Raw genomic sequence first — 21,553 nt, forward strand, 5'->3', positions numbered from 1 at the left:
GTGCTGTGGAATTGGAGCCCCCGGCCGGGATCGAACCGGCGACATCTCGCTTACAAGGCGAGTGCTCTGGCCAGCTGAGCTACAGGGGCGCGTGGTGCGACGTCAGCATAGCGACTGACGTCGGGAAATCCCGGCCGGCAGGGTCCCCGAGCATGGAAAACGTCAATTCTGCGCCCGTCCCACCGACGAATCGGCGCACCGCACCCCCGTCAGGCGAGGGGATTGATGCCCGGCCGTGCCTGCCTGACCGAAATGCGTATGCCGTCCGTCCCACTCGGTGTATCCCGTCTTGGCACAGCTGGAAATCCCGTTTACCGTGCAGTGACACGGATGACACCCGGGGTCGGCTACGGCTGCCTCCGGATGGGGTCCGTAGGTCGGCACCGTGGGTGCCGACAGCTCCTTCACTCGGATCGTCCGGCACGTTCCTGCCGGTGAAAGGAAGCGCACCACCATGGCTACGGTCACGTACGCGAAGGCATCCCGGATCTACCCGGGCACCGAACGCCCCGCGGTCAACCAGCTCGACCTCCAGATCGGCGACGGGGAGTTCCTCGTCCTGGTCGGCCCGTCGGGTTGCGGCAAGTCCACCAGCCTGCGGATGCTCGCCGGCCTGGAGGACGTCGACGACGGCGCGATCTACATCGACGAGCGGGACGTCACCCACCTCCCGCCGAAGGCCCGCGACATCGCGATGGTCTTCCAGAACTACGCCCTCTACCCGCACATGTCGGTGTACGAGAACATGGCGTTCGCCCTCAAGCTGCGCAAGACCCCCAAGGCCGAGATCGACCGTCGGGTCAAGGAGGCGGCCGGTCTGCTCCAACTGGAGGAGTACCTCAGCCGTAAGCCGAAGGCGCTCTCCGGTGGCCAGCGCCAGCGCGTCGCGATGGGCCGGGCGATCGTCCGCGAGCCGCAGGTCTTCCTCATGGACGAGCCGCTGTCGAACCTCGACGCCAAGCTCCGCGTGCAGACCCGTACCCAGATCGCCTCGCTCCAGGCGAAGCTCGGCATCACCACGGTCTACGTCACCCACGACCAGGTCGAGGCCATGACCATGGGTCACCGGGTGGCGGTCATGCTCGACGGCGTCCTCCAGCAGGTGGACACCCCGCGCGCGCTCTACGACACCCCGGCCAACGTCTTCGTCGCCGGCTTCATGGGTTCCCCCGCCATGAACATCAAGACCGTTGCGCTGAACGAGCGGGGCGCGGCCTTCGCCGAGCTGCACATCCCGCTGACCCGCGAGCAGGTCGAGGCGGCCCGTGGCGAGGGTGGCAACGACAAGGTCACCGTCGGCTTCCGCCCGGAGGACTGCGACCTGGTCAGCCCGACCGAGGGCGGCATGCCGGTCGTGGTCGAGCTGGTCGAGGACCTCGGCTCGGACGCCAACGTCTACGGGCACGCCGCGCTGGAGGGCCACGAGGAGCGTTTCGTGGTCCGCACCGACCGGCGGACCATGCCGAACATGGGTGACACCGTGTTCGTCAAGCCGCGCGCCGGCCGCAACCACGTCTTCCACGCGGCCACCGGCCAGCGCATCTGATTCCACCGCGCGAAAGGGGGCGGTCCGCTTCGGCGGACCGCCCCCTTCTTCGTATGTCGTCCCCCGGCCGTGCCCTGTTCGGCCTGGTCGCCGCCGGACGCGACGGCGACCACTTCCCCGACATCAGCCCGCAGTTGTCGGCGCGTGGCCGTCCCGGGCCGGCGGTTCGCACCGGTGCCGGCCGCCGGTCTACCCGGCCGGGTCGCACCGGTGCCGGCGGCCGGTCAGCCTTCCGCAGCGCGGCGGCGGGCCACCTCGGCGAGGGTGACGGCGGCGGCGACGCTGGCGTTCAGCGACTCCACCTCGGAGATCATCGGGATGCTGACCGTCAGGTCGCAGGTCTCCCCCACCAGTCGGGACAGGCCACGCCCCTCGGAGCCGACCACCACGACCAGCGGGCCGACGGCGGCTTCCAGGTCGTACAGGTCGGTGTCGCCGTCGGCGTCCAGGCCGACCACCATGAAGCCGGCGTCCTGACACGCCTTGAGCGACCGGGTCAGGTTGGTGACCTGGGCCACCGGCACCCGCGCCGCCGCGCCGGCACTGGTCCGCCAGGCGGTCGCGGTGATCCCGGCCGCCCTACGCTCCGGTACGAAGACACCCTGCGCGCCGAACGCGGCGGCCGACCGGATCACCGCACCCAGGTTGCGCGGGTCGGTGACCCCGTCCAGCGCGACCAGCAGCGGGGCGGCCTGCTCCAGCGCGGCCGCCATCAGGTCCTCGAAGGGCTGGTAGGCGAACGGCGGCACCTGGAGGCCGACGCCCTGGTGCAGCACGCCGCCGGTCATCCGGTCCAGCTCGGCCCGACTGATCTCCAGGATGGCGATGCCCCGGTCGGCGGCCGTCCGGGTGATCTCGTTGATCCGGTCGTCGGCGTCGATGCCCTGCGCGGAGTAGAGCGCGGTCGCCGGCACCTGGGCGCGCAGCGCCTCCAGCACCGGGTTCCGACCGACCAGCAGCTCCGGGCTGTCCCGGGACGGGTTGGACTTGCGCCCCGGCGCGACCCGGGGACCGCCACGGCCCGTACCTGCGCCGGCCCGACCACCCGCGCCACCGCGACCACCCGCGCCGGCCCGGACCGGGGCCATCCCCCGGGTGCCCTTGCCCCAGGTGGTGTCCTTGGTGCCAGGCTGGCCGATCTTGGGCGCACGGCCCTCGTCGACCGCCGCCCGACGCTCCTTGTCCTGCTTCCAGGCGGTGCGCTGGGGCAGCTTCTCGGTGCCCGAGTACGCCTTGTGCCAGGGCCGCTCGTCGGCGGGCAGGGTCTTGCCCCGACCCGCGAGGGAGTCCTTGTTCTTGCCACCGGAGCCCTTGGGGGCACCCGCCTTCGGCGTCAGTCGCCGGCCACGGCGCTGCGAGTTGCCGGCCATCAGTCCTGCTCTCCAATAGTCCAACGGGGGCCCTGGGGGGTGTCCTCGACGACCACGCCAGCCAGCTTGAGCTGGTCGCGGACGGCGTCGGCGGCGGTCCAGTCCTTGCGGCTGCGGGCCTGTGCGCGCTGCTCCAGGGCCAGCGCGATCAGGGAGTCCACCACGCCGCGCAGATCGTCGGCGCGGCCGCCGCCGGCCCAGGCCGGGTCGAGGGGGTCCGCCCCGAGGATATCCAGCATCGCCCGGGTGGCGGCGAGGGTGGTGCGGACGGTCACATCGTCCCCCTCGGCCAGCGCGGTGTTGCCGTCACGCAGCGTCGACTGGAGGACGGCGAGCGCGGCGGAGGTGTTGAGGTCGTCGTCCATCGCGGCGACGTACTCCGCCGGCAGCTCCCCGAACTGCCCCGGGCCGACCCGCTCGACGGCCCGCTGGACGAACCCCTCGATCCGCCGGTACGCCACCGCCGCCTCGCGCAGCGCGTCCTCCGAGTAGTCGATCCGGGACCGGTAGTGCGCCGCCGCGTAGTAGTAGCGCAGCTCCACCGGTCGCACCCCGAGCGAGTCGACGTAGCTCAGGTCGAGGGCGTTGCCGAGCGACTTGCCCATCTTGGCGCCGCCGATGCTGAGCAGCCCGTGGTGCACCCACCAACGGGCGAAGGGCAACCCGGCGGCCTGCGACTGGGCGATCTCGTTCTCGTGGTGCGGGAAGATCAGGTCGAGCCCACCGCCGTGGATGTCGAACTCGGCCCCGAGGTAACGCAGGCACATCGCCGAGCACTCGATGTGCCAGCCGGGGCGGCCCCGGCCCCACGGGGACGGCCAGTAGGCGTCGGCCGGCTCGTCCGGCTTGACGCCCTTCCAGAGCGCGAAGTCCCGGGGGTCCCGCTTGCCCCGCTCGGGGGCGTCCCCGGCGGACTGCATGTCGTCCGGCGACTGACCGGACAGCGACCCGTACGCCGGCCACGAGGACACGTCGAAGTAGACGTCACCGGAGCCGTCGGTGGCCGGGTAGGCGTGTCCGGTCTCGATCAGCCGGGCGATCACTTCGTGCATCTCCGGGATGTGCCCGGTGGCCCTCGGCTCGTACGTCGGCGGCAGCACGTTCAGCGCCCGGTAGGACCGGGCCAGGATCAGCTCGTTGGCGTACGCGATGGACCAGAACGGACGGCCCTGCTCCTGCGCCTTGACGAGGACCTTGTCGTCGATGTCGGTCACGTTGCGGATGAAGGTGACCTCGAAACCGGCAGCCGACAGCCAGCGCCGCAACACGTCGTAGTTGACGCCGGAGCGAAGGTGACCGATGTGCGGCGGCGCCTGGAGGGTGAGACCACACAGGTAGACCCCCACCTTGCCGGTTTCCCGCGGGACGAAGTCCCGCACCGATCGGGCAGCGGTGTCATACAGGCGTAGCGTCACCGTACCAGGGTAGCTGTCCGTGCTTTCCGGGGTCGGCCCGAGCCGGGTCGTACGCTCCTGCTGTGGAGAAGACGGCAGCCCCCGGTGAGCCGGGCAACCAGGCGCCTGCGGGTGGCGAGACGGCGCAGACCCTGGACCGGGGCCTGCGCCTGCTGCACCTGGTCGCCGACGCGTCGGCCGGGCTGACCGTCACCGAGGCCGCCCACCGGCTCGGCATCGGCCGGGCCGCCGTCTACCGACTGGTCGGCGCGTTGACCGGACACGGCATGCTGCGCCGGGGCGGTGACGGTCGGTTGCGTCTCGGTGTCGGCGTGCTGCACCTTGCCCGCCGGGCCCAACCGTTGCTGGCCGAGGGGGCGCTGCCCGCGCTACGTCGGCTCGCCGAACAGACCGGGGCGACCGCGCACCTGACCGTGGTGGAGGGCGGCGAGGGGGTGGCACTCGCCGTGGTCGAGCCGAGCTGGACGTCGTTCCACGTGGCGTACCGGCCGGGAACCCGGCACCCGCTGGAACGCGGGGCCGCCGGGCGGGCCGTCCTCGCCGGGCGGGCCGGCCACGCGGCCCCGGTGAGCACCGCAGGGGAACTCCAGACCGGGGCGTACGGGGTGGCGGCGCCGGTGCTCGGGGTGCCCGGTCTGGAGGCGAGTGTCGGGGTGATCTCGCTGGCCCCGCTGCCGGTCGACACGGTCGGCCCACAGGTCACCACCGCCGCCCGGACGATCGCCGCCGCCCTGTCCTGACCGCAGCGGCCCTACCAGCCCTGACCTGACCCGTCCTGCCCCCCGCCTGCCCTGCCCTGACTGTGAGGCTGGCCTGGCCCCCGCCTGCCCTGCGCTGCCCTGTCTCGTCGCCGGATGATCGACTCATCGGGGCCGATGTAGCGACATCCCGCCCACCTCCACCCCGCAACTTCGGCCCCGATGAGTGGATCAAGGCGTATCGCCCGCTCGGCTTTGGAGCGGGCCCGGGCGCGGGCCAGTGGAGCGGGCCGGGCGGGAGCGTGCGGGAACAGGCGGGCCCGAGCGGGAGCGGGGGGAGCGTGCGGGAACAGGCGGGCCCGAGCGGGAACAGGCGGGCCCGAGCGGGAGCGGGCGGGAACCGGGGCGCGACCGGGAGTCGAAAGCCGAGGTGGAGCAGGAACCGGGACCGGGAGCGAGGAACCGGGACCGGGAGCGGGGAACCGGGACCGGGAGCGATGGCGCGGTACCACGATTCGGCGTGTGGTGGGGGTTGTCCACAGGAGGCCGGTTCGCGGGCAGGCGTGGCTGTCCACAGGGGTGTCGCCGGGCGACCGGGAGACCCGAGGCTGGGGTCATGCCACCTCGACCCCATCGCCCGGTCGCCCTCGCCTGGCAGGTGTTCCGCGGCTCGGACGCGATCCGGCAGGGCCTGCTCACCCGCCACCACCTGCGCGGGGCGTCCTGGCTTCGCCTCGGCCACGACGTCTACGCCGATGCCCGCCTCGACCGGGACCACGCCCTGACCTGCCGCGCCGCCCTCCTCCGGATGCCCGCCGGCACGGTGATCGCCGGCCCGTCGGCGGCTTACCTGCACGGGATCGAGCATGCCGCCGGCTTCGGTGACGAGGTGCACGTGCTGGTGCCCCGGGCAGCCCGGGTCGGCTCCCAGGGAGCGGTCACGTCCGCCTATCCCGGTACGGCCCGTCCCACCTCTACTGGTGGGATCCGGCCCGGCGCAGGTGGGGCTCGGCGTGGCGCGGGTGGTGGATGGGCTGGTTCCCCCGGCGGCATCCGGGTGCACACCGTTGCCGCCACCGGCGGGTCGGCGGTTCTCGCGCAACCGCATGCCTCCCGCCAACTCCCCGAGGACGCCACACCCACACCCACACCAGCGACAGCGACAGCGACAGCGACAGCGACAGCGAACCGTGCCACATCGGCCGGTCTCACCACGCCAACCCGGCCCTGGCCCGCTATCCCCACCCCACCTGCTCTGCACCCCGAGCCGGCCCTGCCCACCATCCCAGCCGCGCTTCCGGAAGGGGCCGGCAGTGGTGTGCCGATCAGCCGGAACAGACCACTCCCCGGGTCGGCTGAGGCCAACCCGGTCACCGCCGCAACGCTGACGGGCGTCCGCCCACCGCCAACCGGCCCGCACCCGACACCGCCCGCCCTACCTCGGTCGTCCCCCACGCTCGCCGCCTGGGAAACGGCGGCATGGCTGGAACCGGTCCGCGCGGTCGGCATCGTCGACTCGCTGCTCGGCAGGGGCCTGACCAGCCCGGCTGCCCTCGCCGAGATCGCGCAGCACTTCGCCGACCGGCGGGGTGGCCGCCGGGCCCGCCGGGTCTTCGACCTGGCCGATCCGGCCGCGCAATCGCCACCCGAGTCACACCTGCGGGTACGGCTCGTGCTGGCCGGCCTGCCCCGGCCCGTCGCGCAGCCTCCCGTACGGCTGCCGTCGGGTCTGGTCCTGCACCCCGATCTCGCCTGGCCGGAGTTCCGGGTGGCGGTGGAGTACGACGGACACTGGCACACCGGTCCGGATCAACTGCACCGCGATCGCCGTCGACTCAACCAACTGGTCACCGCCGGCTGGATCGTCCTGCACGTGACAAGCCGCCGCCTGAGGGATGACTTCCCCACCGTGGTCCGCGAGGTACGCGCAGTCCTCACCGAACGCGGCTGGCGCCGATGATCCACTCTCTTGGCCCGATGTTGCACCATCCCCTTACCCCGATACCGCAACATCGGCCCCCTGGAGTCGATCACCGCAGGGCGGACGCGGGGCGGGGCGGGGCGGACACGGAGAGGCCCGGACGACCGAGGTCGTCCGGGCCTCTCCTGAATGTCGAGCGTCAGCCCGGGTGTCGGGCCTCAGCCTGGGGTGTAGAGCCGCGTCAGGGGGCGACGTTCGGCTTGAGCGGGCTGCGCACCGCGGCGTTCGCGTCCACGATGCCGTACCCGTAGAAGCCGTTGAAGTTCAGCGAGCCGGCGCAGTACGCGTCGAACTCGGCCGAGCGGCCCTCGTTGGCGTAGCTCTGCAGGCGCGGCTCCGGGCAGGCGTGCTCGGTGGCGGTCCGGTAGAGGTGCTGCTCCACCTTGGCCGGCGCCAGGCCGTAGCCGTCCTTCCCCTCCTTCTTGCCCCACTTGCTGACGATCAGCGCGGCGACCCCGCTGACGTGCGGCGACGCCATCGAGGTGCCCTGGAGGTAGGTGTAGTAGCCACACTCACCGGCGGTGGTGCACTGCTTGAACACCGAGTTTTCGAAGCCCGGCACGACGTTGCCGTTCTCGTCGACCGAACCCTCCTCCTGGAGCACCTTCTTCGGGTACGTGGAGAGGATCATGTTGCCGTCGGTGCGGTGGGTGTCGGTGCCGAAGCCGTCCCGGAACCAGCCACCCGGTGCGGCGACCGAGATCTGCTCGGTGCCGTAGTTGGAGTAGTCGGACTTCTTGCCGGACGGGCCGACGGCGGACACGCCGATCACGTGCGGGCCCTCCACCGGGAAGTCCCAGCAGCTGTTGTTGTCGATCGGGCGCGGGTACGGGTCGGCGCCGTAGTCCGGGCTGGACACGTCGGTGCGGGGCGCGCCGAGGTCCTCGTGGTTGTTGCCGAGCGAGCCGACCAGGGTGACGCCCTTGTTGTGGGCGAAGTTCAGGGCCCGCTTCATCGCCTTGATGACAGCCCGCTGCTCGGCCTGCGACTCGGGCGAGTCGGCCGGGTTGGCGGTGCAGTTGTAGAGCCACGGGTCGACGTAGAACGACATGTTCACCACGTCGAGCCCGGACTTGCCGGCGTGCACCAGGGCGTTGACGACCGAGTTGAGGAAGAAGTACCCGGAGTCCTGGCCGCCCTTGAGTTCCACGATGGAGACGTTCGGGGCGACGCCGGACAGGCCGAAGCCGTTGGCCGCCGCACCGATGGTGCCGGCGACGTGGGTGCCGTGCCCGCCGTCGTCGGTGCCGACCGGGTCGAGGCAGCTCGCCACCTCGCACGGGCCGTCGATGTCGGCGATGTCCGGGGCGAAGTTGCGCGACAGCGCCCAGTTGAAGTTGGGCGCGAGGTCGGGCTGGCTGGCGTCGACGCCGGTGTCCAGGACGCCGACGGTGACCCGCTTGTCGCCCGGCATGACCTTGCGGGCCTTGTCGGCCCCGATCATGCCGAGGCCCCAGAGCTTGTCGTCGAGCGGGTCGAGCTTCTTGCCGTTGGCGTTGCCCTTGGCCTTGACCGCCTGCTTGGTCTGGGTCAGCAGGTTCTCCTGCGCGACCCGGTCCAGCTTGGGCTTGCGGCCGATGGCCCGCTGCTCGGCCGCGCCGACCAGCGCGGAAGCGGCGGTGACCCGGCCGGCGAAGTCGGCCCGGTCGCTGGTGACCTGGTACAGACCGACGTCGTCCGTACGGGACACGACGGTGCCGCCGGCGGCACGGATCGCGGCGATGGCCGCATCCGCCGAGACGCCGTCCTCGGCCACCACGGTGAACGTTCGGCTGGTGGTCGGCCCGGCATTGGCCGGGACGGTCAGGCCGGTCACCGTAAGTGCCAGGGCCGCCGCGGTCGCGACGGCTCCGGCGGTGAAGCGCTTGCTCACCACATCAGATCCTCTCGTTGAGGGACGTGGCAGCCATCCCATAGCACCGGCGGCAATTCCGCCAGATACAAATCCGAATTGGTCCCGCATCAGGCATTCGTCGGTTGCAGGCTGCGCAGTGCCGCCGCTAGCTCGGTGAGCGTGCCCACCTCGGCGTCGGGGCGTACCCCGGCGGGGAGCGGGAGACCGAGCCGGTTGAGCCAGATGCCGCGCATGCCGGACTGCTGGGGGCCGAGCACGTCGTGGGCGAGCGAGTCACCGACGTACGCGATCCGTTCCGCCGGCACCCCGGCGGCATCGACGATCGCGGCGTAGAACGCCGGGTCGGGCTTCTTGGGCAGGCCGCCCTCGTGGGCGTACAACTCGAAGGCGAATACGCCGGGCAGGCCGCAGCGTTCGGCCCGGCTGTTGCCGTTGGTGGCGTACCCGAGGGTGAAGTCGGCGCGCAGGGCGGCCAGCGCCGGCAGGGTGTCGGGGTACGGGTGGCTGAGCGCGTACCGTCGGGCGAAGAAGAGTTCGGCGAACTCGTCGAGCTGGCCGACCAGCCCGGCCCGGTCGAGCGACCGGGCCAGCGCGGCCCGGCGGATCTCCATCACCGGTGCGGCGGTCATCGCCCCGAAGACCGCCTGCCAGTCGGACTCCACCTCGGCGAGGGTCACCCCGGCCGCCACCGGTGTCCGGCGTCGCATCTCCTCCAGTACGGCCGCCAGGGCACCGGTTACCGCCGGGCGCAGGTCGATCAGGGTCTCGTCGGCGTCGAACACCACCACGCTGAGCATGTCCGACACCCTCTCACGTCGTCGTACCCGGCCACGCCGAGCAGGCCGCCACCCGGTCACGGCAGCGCCGATCCCGACTCAGGTCAGCGCCGCGTGACCGCCCCGACTCAGGTCAGGGCCGACTCAGGTCAGGGCCGGCTCGTCCGTCCGCTCCGCCGCCCGTTCGGTGCGGCCCTCGCGCAGCTCGTCGAGGCGGACCAGCGCCACCCCGGCGACGATCAGCGCACCCCCGGCGAGCTGCACCGGCACCGGCAGCTCACCCAGCAACAGCCAGGCGATGAGCACCGCGAACATCACCTCGGTCAGCCCGACGAACGACGACAGCCGGGCCCCGAGGATGCGGGTCGCGGCGATCCCGGTCAGGTAGGCCACCACCGCGGCGATGAGCGACAGCCCGGCGATCGGGACGAGCCAGCTGGTGCGCTGCCCGGCGAAGTCGACCGCACCGAAGGTGGCCCGCAGCGGCAGCACCCCGATCAGGCCGAGCAGGGCCAGCACGGCCGCCCCGACGGCCATCCCGCCGCTGGCCATGGTGACCGAGGGCAGGTCGGCGTCGACCCGGGCGGCGAGGACGAAGTAGCCGGCCAACCCGACGGCCGCGCCGATCCCCCAGAGCACGCCGACCGGGTCGAGGCGGCCCGCGCCGGTCAGGTCGAGCACCAGGCCGAGCCCGACCAGGGCGGCCAGCGAACCGACCACGGTGAGCCGGCGGGGGCGCTGCCCGTGCACCAGCCACAGCCACCCCACCACGAGGATGATGCCGAGATATTCCAGCATCAGGGCCACCCCGACCGGCAGGTAGCGGACGGCGTTGAAGAAGCACGCCTGGGCGGTGGCGACGCCGAGCAGGCCGAAGACGGCGACCGGGCCGAGGTTGCGGCGCAGCACCCCGGCCCGGCCGCGCAGCGCGAGCACGGCGGGGACGGCCAGCACCAGGGCGGCCAGGCCGACCCGGGCCACCACGACGGCCTCGGCCGACCAGCCGGCCTCGATCAACGAGCGGGCGAAGGTGCCGGAGGTGGCGAACGTGACGGCGGAGAGCAGGGCGAGTGCCAGCCCGGTGCCGGCGGTGGATCGGGGCGGCATCGGGGCTCCTCCGGCATGACATCAGCAAAGTAGGATTACGCTCGTGACGCTAGCGGCCGGTGACGACAGGGGTCAAGTTGCTTTTCGCTCATGACACGGAGTGCGGGCTGACTGCCGCTGCCGCCCTGGTCAACACCGACAACCGGGACGGTGAGGGGCTGCCCGACATCGCCGCACTGGACCGCTTCGTCGCCGCGAACAGGTGGACCGGTCGACACGAACGCACCGAGGCCGAGCTGCGTGCCGTCCGGGCGCTGCGCCCCCGGTTGCGCCGGCTCTGGGACGACGAACCGGACGCCGTCGTCGCCGTGGTCAACGACCTGCTCCGCGAGTCCCGGGCGCTGCCGCAGCTCGTCCGGCACGACGACGAGCCCTACCACGTGCACGCCGTGCCCCGGGACGCCCCGTTGGCCACCCGGATGGCCGTCGAGGCGGCGATGGCCGTCGCCGACCTGGTACGCGGCGACGAGCTGGGCCGACTGCGGCACTGCGCCCACCCCGAATGCGGCAACGTGCTGGTGGACCTGTCCAGGAACCGGTCCCGACGGTTCTGCGAGGCGGGCTGCGGCAACCGGGTCGCGGTCAGCGCCTACCGGGCCCGGAAGGCGGCCGGTGGTCGGCCCTGAGCAGCTCGTACTCCACCTCGCCCTGCTCCGTGCCGGCGATCGGCTCGACCCAGTCGAGGTGGAACGTGCGGACGTACCGTAGGCCGGCCTTCGCCAGCACCGCCCGGGAGCGCACGTTGACCGCCATCGTCTGCGCCCAGACCCGGCGTACCCCCGGGATGTCGAAGGCGTGGCCGACCAGCGCGCGGGCGCCCTCGGTGGCCAGGCCGCGCCCCCAGGCCGCGCGGTGCAACCGGTAACCCAGCTCCGGCCCGGCACCGTCGTCGGACGGGTCGAGCGCGAACCACCCCAGGAAGGCGCCGTCGGCAGTATCCTCGGCGGCCCAGCGGCCGAGCCCCGGATGCCGGTCGTACTGGCCGAGAAGCCGGGGCAGCTGCTCGTCGCGCACGGTGGCGAGCGGGGTGGGTCGCCCGCCGGTGAGGAACCGCATCACCTCCGGGTCGCTGTCCAGCTCGACCAGATGCGGCACGTCGTCGCCGGTGAAGCGGCGCAGCCGCAGCCGTTCCGTCGTCAGCAGCACCCCGTCCACACCGGTCACGCCCCGGATCATGCCGGCCACCGATCGTCCGGTCGACCGGTTATCCCGGCGGCGCCGGGCAAGCGGCGGCCGGGCAGGTCAGCGCGGGGGGGCGGCCACAAAGGCCCGCCAGGAGTACGCCGGAAAGGTGAGCACCGGGCCGGCCGGGTCCTTGCTGTCCCGCACCCCGACCACCCCTACCAGATTCGTCGCCACCTCGACACATTGATCGTTAGAACCACTCCGGCGGCTCTTTCGCCAACCAGCCCCGGTCAACTCCATGACTCAGACAATTCCCTTAGCCGCTCGATCGACTCCTGCGGTGGCAAGGCCACGCCGAGGGTAGCTTCCCAGGTGCGCTGAAGACGCCGGAGGTCAGCCGGGTCGTCCAGTTCCTGCCCGCCGATCTGACCGCCGAGAAACGCCAACTCAACGTCGCCCGGCAGACTCGCCAGGATGAACGGCCCGTTCAGGCCCGGATACTCGTCGGCCGACGAAGGGACCACGTGTAGTCGGATTTGCGGATGCTCCGTGGCGATGCGCGCAAGGTGTAGAGCCTGGTCGCACATGACCTTGCGGCCACCGACCCGCCGGCGCAGGACGGCCTCGTCCAGGACCGCCACGAGACGTGGGGGTCGTTCGGTGTAGAGCGTCTGTTGGCTGTCCATCCTGTCGGCCAGCCGGCGTTCGACCTCTTCCGGATCGAGCATCGGATCGGACTCGAAGACCGCTCGCGCGTATGCCTCGGTCTGGAGCAGCCCTGGAACATGGAGCGGGTCGAACCACCGCAGTGCCCACGCGTCCGCGAGAATCGCGCGCCAACCACGAAGCCACACCTGCGCCCGGTCGAGCGCGACCAATTGGATGAGCATCCGGCTGAAGGTGCCGCCGGTGTCGAGGGCCTTGTCGACCAGTTCGAGGTACTTCGCGGTGGGCGGCTGCTGGCCCAGCTCGATCGCGCTGACCATCGACGCCGAGTAGTTGACCGCCTTGGCGAGGTCGTCCTGGCTCCAGCCCCGACGGGTCCGGGCCCGCCGTAGCTCGGCGACGAGGAAGGCCGCCGCCGTCATCCGCCCGTCCGTCATCTCCAGCCGCCCTCCAGCGCCCCGACGATCGACTCCGACACCACGCCGACCAGGGACGCCGCAAACACAGGACAAGTCCGGAAGCCGATAACAATCCTTCACACGGTAGTGGTTTCATCAGCAGACTGTGAAGTGCGACATCGACCGCCCCACCCTCCGGGCGCGACGGTGTCGCGGTGGGACAGCCCGCTCCCCGGCCGGCGGTCCCACCGCCGGGGGAGACGACCAGCCGACCCACCATGGAGGCGACGCGATGCCCCGGCTCACCTGGCGACACCGGCTTGCCCGCAGATTCCGACCCGCCCGGCGCCCCGAAGCGGCCCCACCCGGGCAGCCCGCTCCCCCGACCGCCGGACCGGCCGCCCGCCCGCCCGGCGGAACGGCCGCGTCCCCGACCGCCGCGCCGGGCACCGGATCGGCCCCGCCCGGGTGGGAGGACACCACGGTGTCGTTTCCCCGGGTGGGGCGGGTCGGCTGGCTCACGTTGGCCCAGGAGTGGCGCGCCAACCGGGGACGCCGGTGAGCCCGGCGGCCGGCCCGGACGGGCCGCGCCGCACCGGTGGACCACCCGAACCCGCCGGCCGTGGCGGGCCGGGCCCGACGCATCCGCGCCCGCACCTACCGCTGCGCCCGCTCTGGCTGTGCCGGGTGTGTGCCGCGCCGTGGCCCTGCGGGGCCGCCCGACTCACCCTCGTCTCCGAGTACGCCCACGACCGGGTCGCGCTCAACATCTATCTCTGCACGGTGCTGCACGACGCCGCCGCCGACCTGTACCGCCTCTATCCCGACACCGGCCCCGACCCGGCGGCCCTCTTCGCCCGCTTTCTCGCCTGGGTCCCCCGCACCCGCCCACCTGCCGAGCCATGATCCACTCACGGGGGCCGATGTAGCGCTATCGAATCCAGCTGGCACCGCTACATCGGCCCACAGGAGTCGATCAAGCCGCGCCGTCCCCGGGCGGCCGGCCGGGGACGGAGGCGGATCAGGGGTGGGTCATGCGGAGCAGGTCGAGGGCCTCGTCGAGCTGGGTCTCGGTGAGTTTGCCGGAGTCGACGTGTCCCCGGGAGATCACCACCTCGCGGATGGAGACCTGCTTCGCCAGCGCCTCCTTGGCGATCGAGGCGGCCTCGTCGTACCCGAGGTGGCGGTTGAGCGGGGTGACGATCGACGGCGACCCTTCCGCGTACGCCAGGCAGACCTCGGCGTCCGCGACCAGGCCGACCACCAGGCGGTCGGCGAAGATCCGACTGGACGCGGAGAGCAACTTGATCGATTCGAGCAGGTTGCGGCCCATCACCGGGAGCATCACGTTCAGCTCGAAGTCGCCCTGCGAACCGGCGAAGGCGACCGCCGCGTCGTTGCCGATCACCTGCGCACAGACCTGCCGCACCGCCTCGGCGACCACCGGATTCACCTTGCCCGGCATGATCGACGAGCCGGGCTGGAGGTCGGGGATGCGCAGCTCCCGCAGGCCCGCCCGGGGGCCGGAACCCATCCAGCGTACGTCGTTGGCGATCTTGTAGAGCCCGACCGCGACGGTACGCAGCTGGCCGGACGTCTCGACCAACGCGTCCCGCGCCCCCTGCGCCTCGAAGTGGTTACGGGCCTCGGTCAACGGCAGCCCCGTCGAGGTGCGCAGCTTCCCGATCACCTTGCCGGCGAAGCCCAGCGGGGTGTTGATGCCGGTGCCCACGGCGGTGCCGCCCAGCGGCAGCTCGGCCAGCCGGGGCAGCGCCGATTCCAGCCGCTCGACGCCGTAACGGACCTGCGCGGCATAGCCGCCGAACTCCTGCCCCAGGGTGACCGGGGTGGCGTCCATCAGGTGGGTACGCCCCGCCTTGACCACCGTCTCGAACTCGGCCGCCTTCGCCTCCAGCGCCCCCGCCAGGTGCTTCAGCGACGGCAGCAGGTCCTCCACCACGAACTGGGTGGCGGCCAGGTGGATCGAGGACGGGAAGACGTCGTTGCTGGACTGCGAGGCGTTCACGTCGTCGTTCGGGTGCACGTCCCGGCCCAGCTCCCGGGTGGCCAGGGTGGCGATCACCTCGTTGGTGTTCATGTTCGACGAGGTGCCCGAACCGGTCTGGAACACGTCGATCGGGAACTGGTCGTCGTACCCGCCGTCGGCCACGTGCGCGGCGGCGGCGGCGATCGCCTCGGCGACGTCCGCGCCGATCACCCCCAGCTCACCGTTGACCAGCGCGGCGGCCCCCTTGATCTGGGCCAGCGCCTTGATCTGGGCCGGCTCGATGCCCCGGCCCGAGATCGGGAAGTTCTGCACCGCGCGCTGGGTCTGCGCCCGCCACAGCGCCTCGGCGGGCACCTCCACCTCGCCCATCGAGTCGCGTTCGATCCGGTAGCCCGGTGCTTCTGGAGTCGTCACCCGTCCCATCCTGCCCCGCTCACCGCCGGCCCGCAGATGATCGTCGGCTCAGGTGGGGCAGATCGCTCAGGCGTCAGGACTCCCCGGCGTCACCGGCCGGGACGTGCCAGCCCACGCCGGGCACCACGCGGTCAGTCTTCGCCGTTGCGGATGATCTGCCGGACTCGCTCCCGGCTGTAGCCGGTGGCCGCCACGATGTCGACCTGACGAGTGCCGTCCCGGTCAGCGGCGCGGATCGCCTCGGCCAGCTCGGCACGAGCCGCCTTCACCTGGGCGCGTGCCTCAGCGATGAGTCTGGCGGCCCGCTCCTCGGCGCGGGGCACACCAGCCTGCGCCGCGCGCAGCTTCCGTACCGCTGACTCCAGGTTAGCCACTCGGCCATCGTCCCCGGCCGGGCATTAGGCCAACCCATACATCCCGACACTAGGCACAAACGATAGCTTGACGTTTGGCCAACTTAAGTATTAAGTACTTGGCATTCCGTCGCGCACTACGGGAGGAGATTCCATGCCGAGATCAGAGGTTCTGGCGGTGGGACCACGGGAGCTACCCGAACACGGAACCGTCCAGGTTTGGGTAGACGCCGGCAGTGGCGCAACTGGGCAGCGCGTCGTGGTCGCCGTAAAAGATCTCCGGCTTGCCGAGCAAGACCGAGGGGAGGGCGCAACCGCGCTCTATGCCGTCCGGACGTATCACTGCCAGGATTGACCCGAACGCCCCGACGCTTCCACCACCGGACGGCCGCAAGTCGGCTGGTACAGATGAGCCTGCGGCACTGGCTGTAGGAAGTACAACCCGGCAGCCTTCCGGACGGTGGGTGGGCCGGGTTTCGCGCGTTCAGCGATCAGTCTTCAACACTGCACATGTATGCCGCTCCACCACGGCAAGCCCCGAACCAGATAACCGTGACGGGTAAGCCCCGGTGCCCGCCTCTGCCAGCAAGCGGCCCGGGGCATCGCCTTGCCTCCCGCCAGCCGAGAGCCACCCGCGAACGCGCCCGCCTAGCGGCGGCCCACGGTCAGCACCGGCTTGGTCACCTCGGCGAAGAAGTCGTTGCCCTTGTCGTCGACCACGATGAAGGCCGGGAAGTCCTCCACCTCGATCTTCCAGACCGCCTCCATGCCCAGCTCGGCGTACTCCAGCACCTCGACGTGCCGGATGCAGTCCTGGGCCAGCCGGGCCGCCGGGCCGCCGATCGAGCCGAGGTAGAAGCCGCCGTGCTGCTGGCAGGAGCGGGTCACCTGGCCGGACCGGTTGCCCTTGGCCAGCATCACCTGGGAGCCGCCGGCCGCCTGGAACTTCGCCACGTACGCGTCCATCCGGCCGGCGGTGGTCGGGCCGAACGAGCCGGAGGCGTACCCCTCGGGGGTCTTGGCCGGGCCGGCGTAGTAGACGGCGTGGTCGCGCAGGTACTGCGGCATCGGCTCGCCCGCGTCGAGCCGCTCGGCGATCTTGGCGTGGGCGATGTCCCGGGCCACGACCAGCGGGCCGGTCAGCGACAGCCGGGTCTTCACCGGGTACTTCGACAGCTCGGCCCGGATCTCGTCCATCGGGCGGTTGAGGTCGACGCGCACCACGTCGGAGGCGTCGAGGGTCTCGTCGGTGACGTCCGGCAGGTAGCGCGCCGGGTCGGTCTCCAGGCGCTCCAGCCACACCCCCGACGGGGTGATCTTGGCAACCGCCTGCCGGTCGGCCGAGCAGGAGACCGCGATCGCCACCGGGCAGGACGCCCCGTGCCGGGGCAGCCGGACCACCCGCACGTCGTGGCAGAAGTAGCGCCCACCGAACTGCGCGCCGATGCCGAAGTTGCGGGTCAGCTCCAGCACCTCGGCCTCCAACTCCAGGTCGCGGAAGCCGTGCGCGCTCATCGAGCCCTGGGTGGGCAGCGCGTCGAGGTACTTCGCCGAGGCGTACTTGGCGGTCTTGAGGGCGTACTCGGCGGAGGTGCCGCCGATGACGACCGCCAGGTGGTACGGCGGGCAGGCCGAGGTGCCGATCAGCCGCAGCTTCTCCTCCAGGAACTGCATCATCCGGGTCGGATTGAGCAGCGCCTTCGTCTCCTGGTAGAGGTAGGACTTGTTGGCCGAGCCGCCGCCCTTGGCCATGAACAGGAACTTGTACGCGTCCGGGTGACCGTCCGGGTCCTCGGCGTAGAGGTCGACCTGGGCGGGCAGGTTGCTGCCGGTGTTCCGCTCGTCCCACATGGTCAGCGGCGCGAGCTGCGAATACCGCAGGTTCAGCCTCGTGTACGCCTGGTAGACCCCGCGCGAGATCGCCTCGGCGTCACCGCCGTCGGTGAGCACGTGCCGGCCCCGCTTGCCCATCACGATCGCGGTGCCGGTGTCCTGGCACATCGGCAGCACCCCACCGGCGGCGATGTTGGCGTTGCGCAGCAGGTCCAGCGCGACGAACCGGTCGTTCGGCGAGGCCGCCGGATCGTCGATGATCGCGCGGAGCTGGGCCAGGTGGGCCGGCCGCAGGTAGTGGGCGATGTCGTGCATCGCCTCGGCGGTCAGCGCGGTCAGCGCCGCCGGCTCCACGGTCAGGAAACGGCGGCCCCCCGGCCCGTGGACGACGTCGACGCCCTCGTCGGTGACCAGGCGGTATTCCGTCTGGTCGGGCCCGGTCGGCAGCAAGGGAGCGTACGAGAACGCGGCGGCACTGCTCATGTCGGAAAAGCCTAGGGCAGACCGGTCGATCGGTGACACCCGCCGGGTGGGTCGTGGGACGCCGCTCTCACCCGTTGCCGTTGGCGCAGAGTTCCCGCTTCGGTCCGCAGGTGTCCCCGACGTCGGGTGCGCCACCGGTACGCCCCGGGCCGGGACCGCCGCCACCGTCCGACCCGGCCGGCGGCGCGGCAGGTGGCGGTGCGCCGGCGCCCGCCCCGAACCGGACGTAGCCGATCTCCCGGCCCTCGCCGACGACCATGCCGTTGCGCCCGACCGCGAGCGCGTTGGCACTGGTCCGCAACACCACCAACTCCCGGCCGGTACGCGGGTCCACGGCCACCAGTCGGCTCGGCTTGTCCCCGGTCAGCACCGCCGCGTACGGGGTCAGCGCCGCGCCCGCCTTCGCGCCGGCCGGCCGGGTCCAGCGGGCCTTGCCGGTGCCCAACTCCCGGGCGATGACCGAATCCTTGTCGGCGCTGCGCACCAGGGCGTAGCGGTCGTCGACGGCGAGCAGCTTCTCCCCCTCGGCGTTCACCTGCAACAGCCGGCCGTCGTACCCGTCGAGGACCGTTTCCCGCCCGTCGGGGGCCACCCCGATCAGCACGTTGCGGGCCCCCTGCGGGTCCTCCCGCTGCACGCACCCGGCGCTGTCGGCGGTGCGCAGGTTGAGCCCGGTACGCCGCCACACCTCCTGCCCGGTGGCCGGGTCCCGGGCCGAGACGGCGTACTGGCAGCTACCGTCGACGGAGACCGCGCTGATCTTGAGCATCCGGCCGCCGACCACGGACAACCGCTCGTCGCGGCCCGGTTCGACGTTCTGCACCACCCGGCCGGTGGCGGTGTCCACCACGTGCACCCGGCCGTCCACCGGGAAGCCGAGCAGCGGCGGTACCGCCTCCGGCCCGGCCACCGCCTCGTCGATCCGCTGCGCGGTGAGTCGCCGGGTGCCGAGCAGGCCCGGGTTGTCGGCGAAGAGCCCACTGCTGACGCCGGGCAGGAAGGCCGTCCACAGGGGGCTGGTGCCACGCGGGTCCCAGGCGCTCAACGTGCAGTCGGTGGCGGCCACACACCGGGCGTCCAGCAGCATGTTCCGGTACGTCCAGACGGCCACCGCGTCGCTGTCGCGCCGACGTACCGCCCCGGTGGTGGGGTCGATCAGCTCGTACCCCTTGACCAGGAGCTTGCCCACGGCGACGACGGCGTCGCGGTCGCCGCCGGCCACCGCCGACCAGTCCGCCTTGCGCTCCCAGAGCGGGGCGCCGGTGGCGAGGCTGCGCACCTCGATGCGGGTCCGCTGCTCGACCACGACGGCGTCGCCGACGATCGTGACGCTCTTCGGGGTGCCGCCGACCCGCTGCTGCCAGAGCACGTCCGGTTCGGAGATCGGCTCGCTGCGGTCGACCCAGTCCCACACCCCGGGGAAGGGGTTCCACACCCCGGTGACGGCGAGCGCGATCACGATGACGAGCCCGAGCAGCAGCCCTCCCCGCACCCCGCCAAGGCCCTTCACACCGCACACCGTAGCGACGTTCACCTCCCCGCCCCGCCCCCGCGCCGGAGTGTCGCCCCGCTTTCTCCCTGGCGGACGACGCACCCGTCAGGCAGATCGGACGCATCACAACATCGCCGATATAGCGCCAACACAGCCTTCGGATGCTGCTATATCAGCCCAATTGGCTTGATCACGACCCGGCGGCGGAGCGGAGCAGGGGCAGCGTGCGGTAGGGGATCTGCTCGGCGAGCGCGATGATCGTGGAGGCCCGGCGGATCGCCTCGGACGAGACGATCTGGTCGATCACCCGTTGCAGGTCGGTGTTGGAGCGGGCCACGATCCGGCAGAGCAGGTCGCTCGCCCCGGTGATGGTGTGCGCCTCCAGCACCTCGGGGATCGCCGCCAGGTGGGCGGTGACCGTGTCGTGGCCGTGCCGCTGGCTGATCTCCAGGGTGACGAAGCTGGTCACCGCGAACCCGATCGCCGCCGGGGAGATCTCCGGCCCGAAGCCGCCGATCACCCCCCGGTCGACCAGCTTGTCCAGCCGGGCCTGGACGGTGCCCCGGGCCACCCCGAGCCGGCGGGAGCATTCCAGCACCCCGATCCGGGGTTCGTCGGCGAGGAGTTGGACCAGCCTGCCGTCCAGCGCGTCGAGCCGTACACCCTGTCCAGCGTTCATGGCTGCACACCCTACCGATTGCGCAACCTGACCAGGGAAAAAGGTGACGGTTGCCCAGCGGATGGGGCCACCGCGATGCTGCCTGGAAGAGCTGTCGGACCACCGGCCCACGAAGCCGGCCGCAACCGAGGGAGGCCACCGTGACCCAGGCGATCGACCGACCCCAGTCGACCGAGGACATCGACGTCGACACGCTCGTCGGCGCAGTCGACCACGACATCACCCGTGACCCGTTCCCGGTCAAGGGTCTCGACCACGTGCACTTCCTGGTCGGCAACGCCAAGCAGGCCGCGCACTACTACTCCACCGCGTTCGGCATGACCTGCGTGGCCTACCGGGGCCCGGAACAGGGCTACCGCGACCACGCCGAGTACGTGCTGACCAGCGGTTCGGCCCGGTTCGTGCTGACCGGCGCGGTCCGCCCCGACGCCGCCGGCACCGACCACGTCGCGAAGCACTCCGACGGGGTCAGCGACATCGCGCTGGAGGTACCGGACGTCGATGCCGCCTACGCGCACGCCGTGGCCCAGGGCGCGACCGGCCTCATCGAGCCGCACGACGTGACCGACACGCACGGCACCGTCCGGCTCGCCACCATCGCCGCGTACGGCGACACCCGGCACACCCTGGTCGACCGGTCCCGCTACACCGGCCCGTTCCTGCCCGGCTTCGTGGCCCGGGGCCCGATCGTCGACCGGCAGCCGATGATCGCCGCCGGCCTCCAGCCGAAGCGCTTCTTCCAGGCGGTCGACCACGTCGTCGGCAACGTCGAACTCGGCCGGATGGACGAGTGGGTGGAGTTCTACAAGCGGGTGATGGGCTTCTCCAACATGGCGGAGTTCATCGGCGACGACATCGCCACCGACTACTCGGCGCTGATGAGCAAGGTCGTCGCCAGCGGCACCCGGAAGGTCAAGTTCCCGCTCAACGAGCCGGCGATGGCCCGCAAGAAGTCGCAGATCGACGAGTACCTGGAGTTCTACCAGGGGCCCGGCGCGCAGCACATCGCGGTCGCCACCAACGACATCCTGGCCAGCGTCGACGCGATGCGGGCGGCCGGCGTCGAATTCCTCGACACCCCCGACTCGTACTACGACGACCCGGAACTGCGGGCCCGGATCGGCAACGTGCGGGTGCCGATCGAGGAGTTGAAGTCCCGCAAGATCCTGGTCGACCGGGACGAGGACGGCTACCTGCTCCAGATCTTCACCAAGCCGGTGCAGGACCGCCCGACGGTCTTCTTCGAGCTGATCGAGCGGCACGGCTCGCTCGGTTTCGGCAAGGGCAACTTCAGAGCGCTCTTCGAGGCCATCGAGCGGGAGCAGGAAGCGCGCGGCAACCTGTAACACTGTCT

At 71.7% G+C, this 21,553-nt stretch carries 19 protein-coding genes and 1 tRNA gene; 6 read left to right on the plus strand and 14 right to left on the minus strand.

The annotated features are described in order from the left end of the window. Window positions 1–12: 12 nt before the first annotated feature. Window positions 13–89, minus strand: a tRNA-Thr gene (locus GA0070216_RS18740). A gap of 365 nt (window positions 90–454) precedes the next feature. Here GA0070216_RS18740 and GA0070216_RS18745 point away from each other — a divergent pair. Then, window positions 455–1,546 carry an ABC transporter ATP-binding protein gene (locus tag GA0070216_RS18745; RefSeq protein WP_091247543.1) on the plus strand — a complete coding sequence of 364 codons (1,092 nt, stop codon included), beginning with the start codon at window positions 455–457 and terminating at the stop codon, window positions 1,544–1,546. A gap of 224 nt (window positions 1,547–1,770) precedes the next feature. On the opposite strand, the gene rlmB is transcribed toward GA0070216_RS18745, so the two are convergent. Both rlmB and cysS read right to left on the minus strand, forming a co-directional pair. Beyond that, entirely contained in the window at window positions 1,771–2,916 is a 1,146-nt protein-coding gene (rlmB, locus tag GA0070216_RS18750; protein WP_091247545.1) for a 23S rRNA (guanosine(2251)-2'-O)-methyltransferase RlmB, read from the minus strand. Beyond that, on the minus strand, window positions 2,916–4,331 hold the full coding sequence (cysS, locus tag GA0070216_RS18755) for a cysteine--tRNA ligase (protein ID WP_091247547.1): 1,416 nt from the start codon (window positions 4,329–4,331) through the stop codon (window positions 2,916–2,918). Before cysS ends, rlmB begins: the two co-directional genes overlap by 1 nt. 62 nt (window positions 4,332–4,393) lie before the next feature. On the opposite strand from cysS, the gene GA0070216_RS18760 reads away from it, so the two are divergent. Continuing rightward, the gene (locus GA0070216_RS18760; RefSeq protein ID WP_091247549.1) at window positions 4,394–5,071 is read left to right on the plus strand and encodes an IclR family transcriptional regulator; all 678 of its coding nucleotides are present in this window, start codon (window positions 4,394–4,396) and stop codon (window positions 5,069–5,071) included. Window positions 5,072–5,645: 574 nt separating this feature from the next. After that, window positions 5,646–6,989 carry a hypothetical protein gene (locus tag GA0070216_RS18765; protein WP_091247550.1) on the plus strand — a complete coding sequence of 448 codons (1,344 nt, stop codon included), beginning with the start codon at window positions 5,646–5,648 and terminating at the stop codon, window positions 6,987–6,989. Window positions 6,990–7,191: 202 nt separating this feature from the next. Here the strand turns inward: GA0070216_RS18765 and GA0070216_RS18770 are convergent, their stop codons facing one another. From GA0070216_RS18770 to GA0070216_RS18780, 3 genes are all read right to left on the minus strand, one after another. Next, on the minus strand, window positions 7,192–8,883 hold the full coding sequence (locus GA0070216_RS18770; protein ID WP_176739041.1) for a S8 family serine peptidase: 1,692 nt from the start codon (window positions 8,881–8,883) through the stop codon (window positions 7,192–7,194). Window positions 8,884–8,972: 89 nt separating this feature from the next. Further along, window positions 8,973–9,662, minus strand: a complete 690-nt coding sequence (locus GA0070216_RS18775; protein ID WP_091247931.1) for an HAD family hydrolase — start codon at window positions 9,660–9,662, stop codon at window positions 8,973–8,975. Window positions 9,663–9,785: 123 nt separating this feature from the next. Continuing rightward, a complete protein-coding gene (locus GA0070216_RS18780; RefSeq protein ID WP_091247553.1) occupies window positions 9,786–10,748 on the minus strand; it encodes an EamA family transporter in 963 nt (320 codons plus the stop codon). A 77-nt stretch (window positions 10,749–10,825) separates the two neighbouring features. Between GA0070216_RS18780 and GA0070216_RS18785 the strand changes: the two genes are divergently transcribed. Next, window positions 10,826–11,374, plus strand: a complete 549-nt coding sequence (locus GA0070216_RS18785; protein ID WP_091247555.1) for a CGNR zinc finger domain-containing protein — start codon at window positions 10,826–10,828, stop codon at window positions 11,372–11,374. Here the strand turns inward: GA0070216_RS18785 and GA0070216_RS18790 are convergent. The 3 genes from GA0070216_RS18790 to GA0070216_RS18800 all read right to left on the minus strand — a co-directional run bounded on the left by GA0070216_RS18790 (window position 11,331) and on the right by GA0070216_RS18800 (window position 12,976). Continuing rightward, window positions 11,331–11,912 carry a GNAT family N-acetyltransferase gene (locus tag GA0070216_RS18790; RefSeq protein WP_245722586.1) on the minus strand — a complete coding sequence of 194 codons (582 nt, stop codon included), beginning with the start codon at window positions 11,910–11,912 and terminating at the stop codon, window positions 11,331–11,333. The two genes, GA0070216_RS18785 and GA0070216_RS18790, sit on opposite strands and share 44 nt — an antisense overlap. A gap of 78 nt (window positions 11,913–11,990) precedes the next feature. Further along, window positions 11,991–12,173: a DUF397 domain-containing protein gene (locus tag GA0070216_RS18795; protein WP_091247557.1), complete on the minus strand. Its 183-nt coding sequence runs from the start codon at window positions 12,171–12,173 to the stop codon at window positions 11,991–11,993. Further along, entirely contained in the window at window positions 12,164–12,976 is an 813-nt protein-coding gene (locus GA0070216_RS18800) for a helix-turn-helix domain-containing protein (RefSeq protein ID WP_091247559.1), read from the minus strand. Before GA0070216_RS18800 ends, GA0070216_RS18795 begins: the two co-directional genes overlap by 10 nt. 624 nt (window positions 12,977–13,600) lie before the next feature. On the opposite strand from GA0070216_RS18800, the gene GA0070216_RS18805 reads away from it, so the two are divergent. Further along, the gene (locus GA0070216_RS18805) at window positions 13,601–13,843 is read left to right on the plus strand and encodes a hypothetical protein (protein ID WP_091247935.1); all 243 of its coding nucleotides are present in this window, start codon (window positions 13,601–13,603) and stop codon (window positions 13,841–13,843) included. Between the two features lie 115 nt (window positions 13,844–13,958). Here GA0070216_RS18805 and GA0070216_RS18810 read toward each other — a convergent pair whose 3' ends face one another. The 5 genes from GA0070216_RS18810 to GA0070216_RS18830 form a co-directional block, all read right to left on the minus strand. Continuing rightward, window positions 13,959–15,359: a class II fumarate hydratase gene (locus tag GA0070216_RS18810; RefSeq protein ID WP_091247938.1), complete on the minus strand. Its 1,401-nt coding sequence runs from the start codon at window positions 15,357–15,359 to the stop codon at window positions 13,959–13,961. Between the two features lie 131 nt (window positions 15,360–15,490). Further along, window positions 15,491–15,733, minus strand: a complete 243-nt coding sequence (locus GA0070216_RS18815) for a hypothetical protein (RefSeq protein ID WP_091247561.1) — start codon at window positions 15,731–15,733, stop codon at window positions 15,491–15,493. A gap of 627 nt (window positions 15,734–16,360) precedes the next feature. Further along, complete coding sequence (locus GA0070216_RS18820; RefSeq protein WP_091247563.1) at window positions 16,361–18,028, minus strand: fumarate hydratase; 1,668 nt, start codon at window positions 18,026–18,028, stop codon at window positions 16,361–16,363. Window positions 18,029–18,095: 67 nt separating this feature from the next. Then, the gene (locus GA0070216_RS18825; protein WP_425413168.1) at window positions 18,096–19,547 is read right to left on the minus strand and encodes an outer membrane protein assembly factor BamB family protein; all 1,452 of its coding nucleotides are present in this window, start codon (window positions 19,545–19,547) and stop codon (window positions 18,096–18,098) included. 163 nt (window positions 19,548–19,710) lie between these two features. Further along, window positions 19,711–20,199, minus strand: coding sequence for an Lrp/AsnC family transcriptional regulator (locus tag GA0070216_RS18830; RefSeq protein WP_091247565.1), 489 nt, complete (start codon window positions 20,197–20,199; stop codon window positions 19,711–19,713). Window positions 20,200–20,339: 140 nt separating this feature from the next. Here GA0070216_RS18830 and hppD point away from each other — a divergent pair, with 140 nt between their 5' ends. Beyond that, complete coding sequence (hppD, locus tag GA0070216_RS18835) at window positions 20,340–21,545, plus strand: 4-hydroxyphenylpyruvate dioxygenase (protein WP_091247566.1); 1,206 nt, start codon at window positions 20,340–20,342, stop codon at window positions 21,543–21,545. Window positions 21,546–21,553: the final 8 nt, after the last annotated feature.

Source organism: Micromonospora matsumotoense (assembly GCF_900091525.1).
Classification (GTDB): Bacteria; Actinomycetota; Actinomycetes; order Mycobacteriales; family Micromonosporaceae; genus Micromonospora; species Micromonospora matsumotoensis.

Bases quoted from the DNA above. Each gene is read 5' to 3' on its own strand.
- GA0070216_RS18745 (WP_091247543.1), top strand. From the start codon at position 455: ATGGCTACGGTCACGTACGCGAAGGCATCCCGGATCTACCCGGGCACC.
- GA0070216_RS18765 (WP_091247550.1), top strand. From the start codon at position 5,646: ATGCCACCTCGACCCCATCGCCCGGTCGCCCTCGCCTGGCAGGTGTTC.
- GA0070216_RS18795 (WP_091247557.1), bottom strand. From the start codon at position 12,173: ATGGAGTTGACCGGGGCTGGTTGGCGAAAGAGCCGCCGGAGTGGTTCT.
- GA0070216_RS18775 (WP_091247931.1), bottom strand. From the start codon at position 9,662: ATGCTCAGCGTGGTGGTGTTCGACGCCGACGAGACCCTGATCGACCTG.
- rlmB (WP_091247545.1), bottom strand. From the start codon at position 2,916: ATGGCCGGCAACTCGCAGCGCCGTGGCCGGCGACTGACGCCGAAGGCG.
- GA0070216_RS18820 (WP_091247563.1), bottom strand. From the start codon at position 18,028: ATGAGCAGTGCCGCCGCGTTCTCGTACGCTCCCTTGCTGCCGACCGGG.
- GA0070216_RS18800 (WP_091247559.1), bottom strand. From the start codon at position 12,976: ATGACGGACGGGCGGATGACGGCGGCGGCCTTCCTCGTCGCCGAGCTA.
- GA0070216_RS18830 (WP_091247565.1), bottom strand. From the start codon at position 20,199: ATGAACGCTGGACAGGGTGTACGGCTCGACGCGCTGGACGGCAGGCTG.
- GA0070216_RS18780 (WP_091247553.1), bottom strand. From the start codon at position 10,748: ATGCCGCCCCGATCCACCGCCGGCACCGGGCTGGCACTCGCCCTGCTC.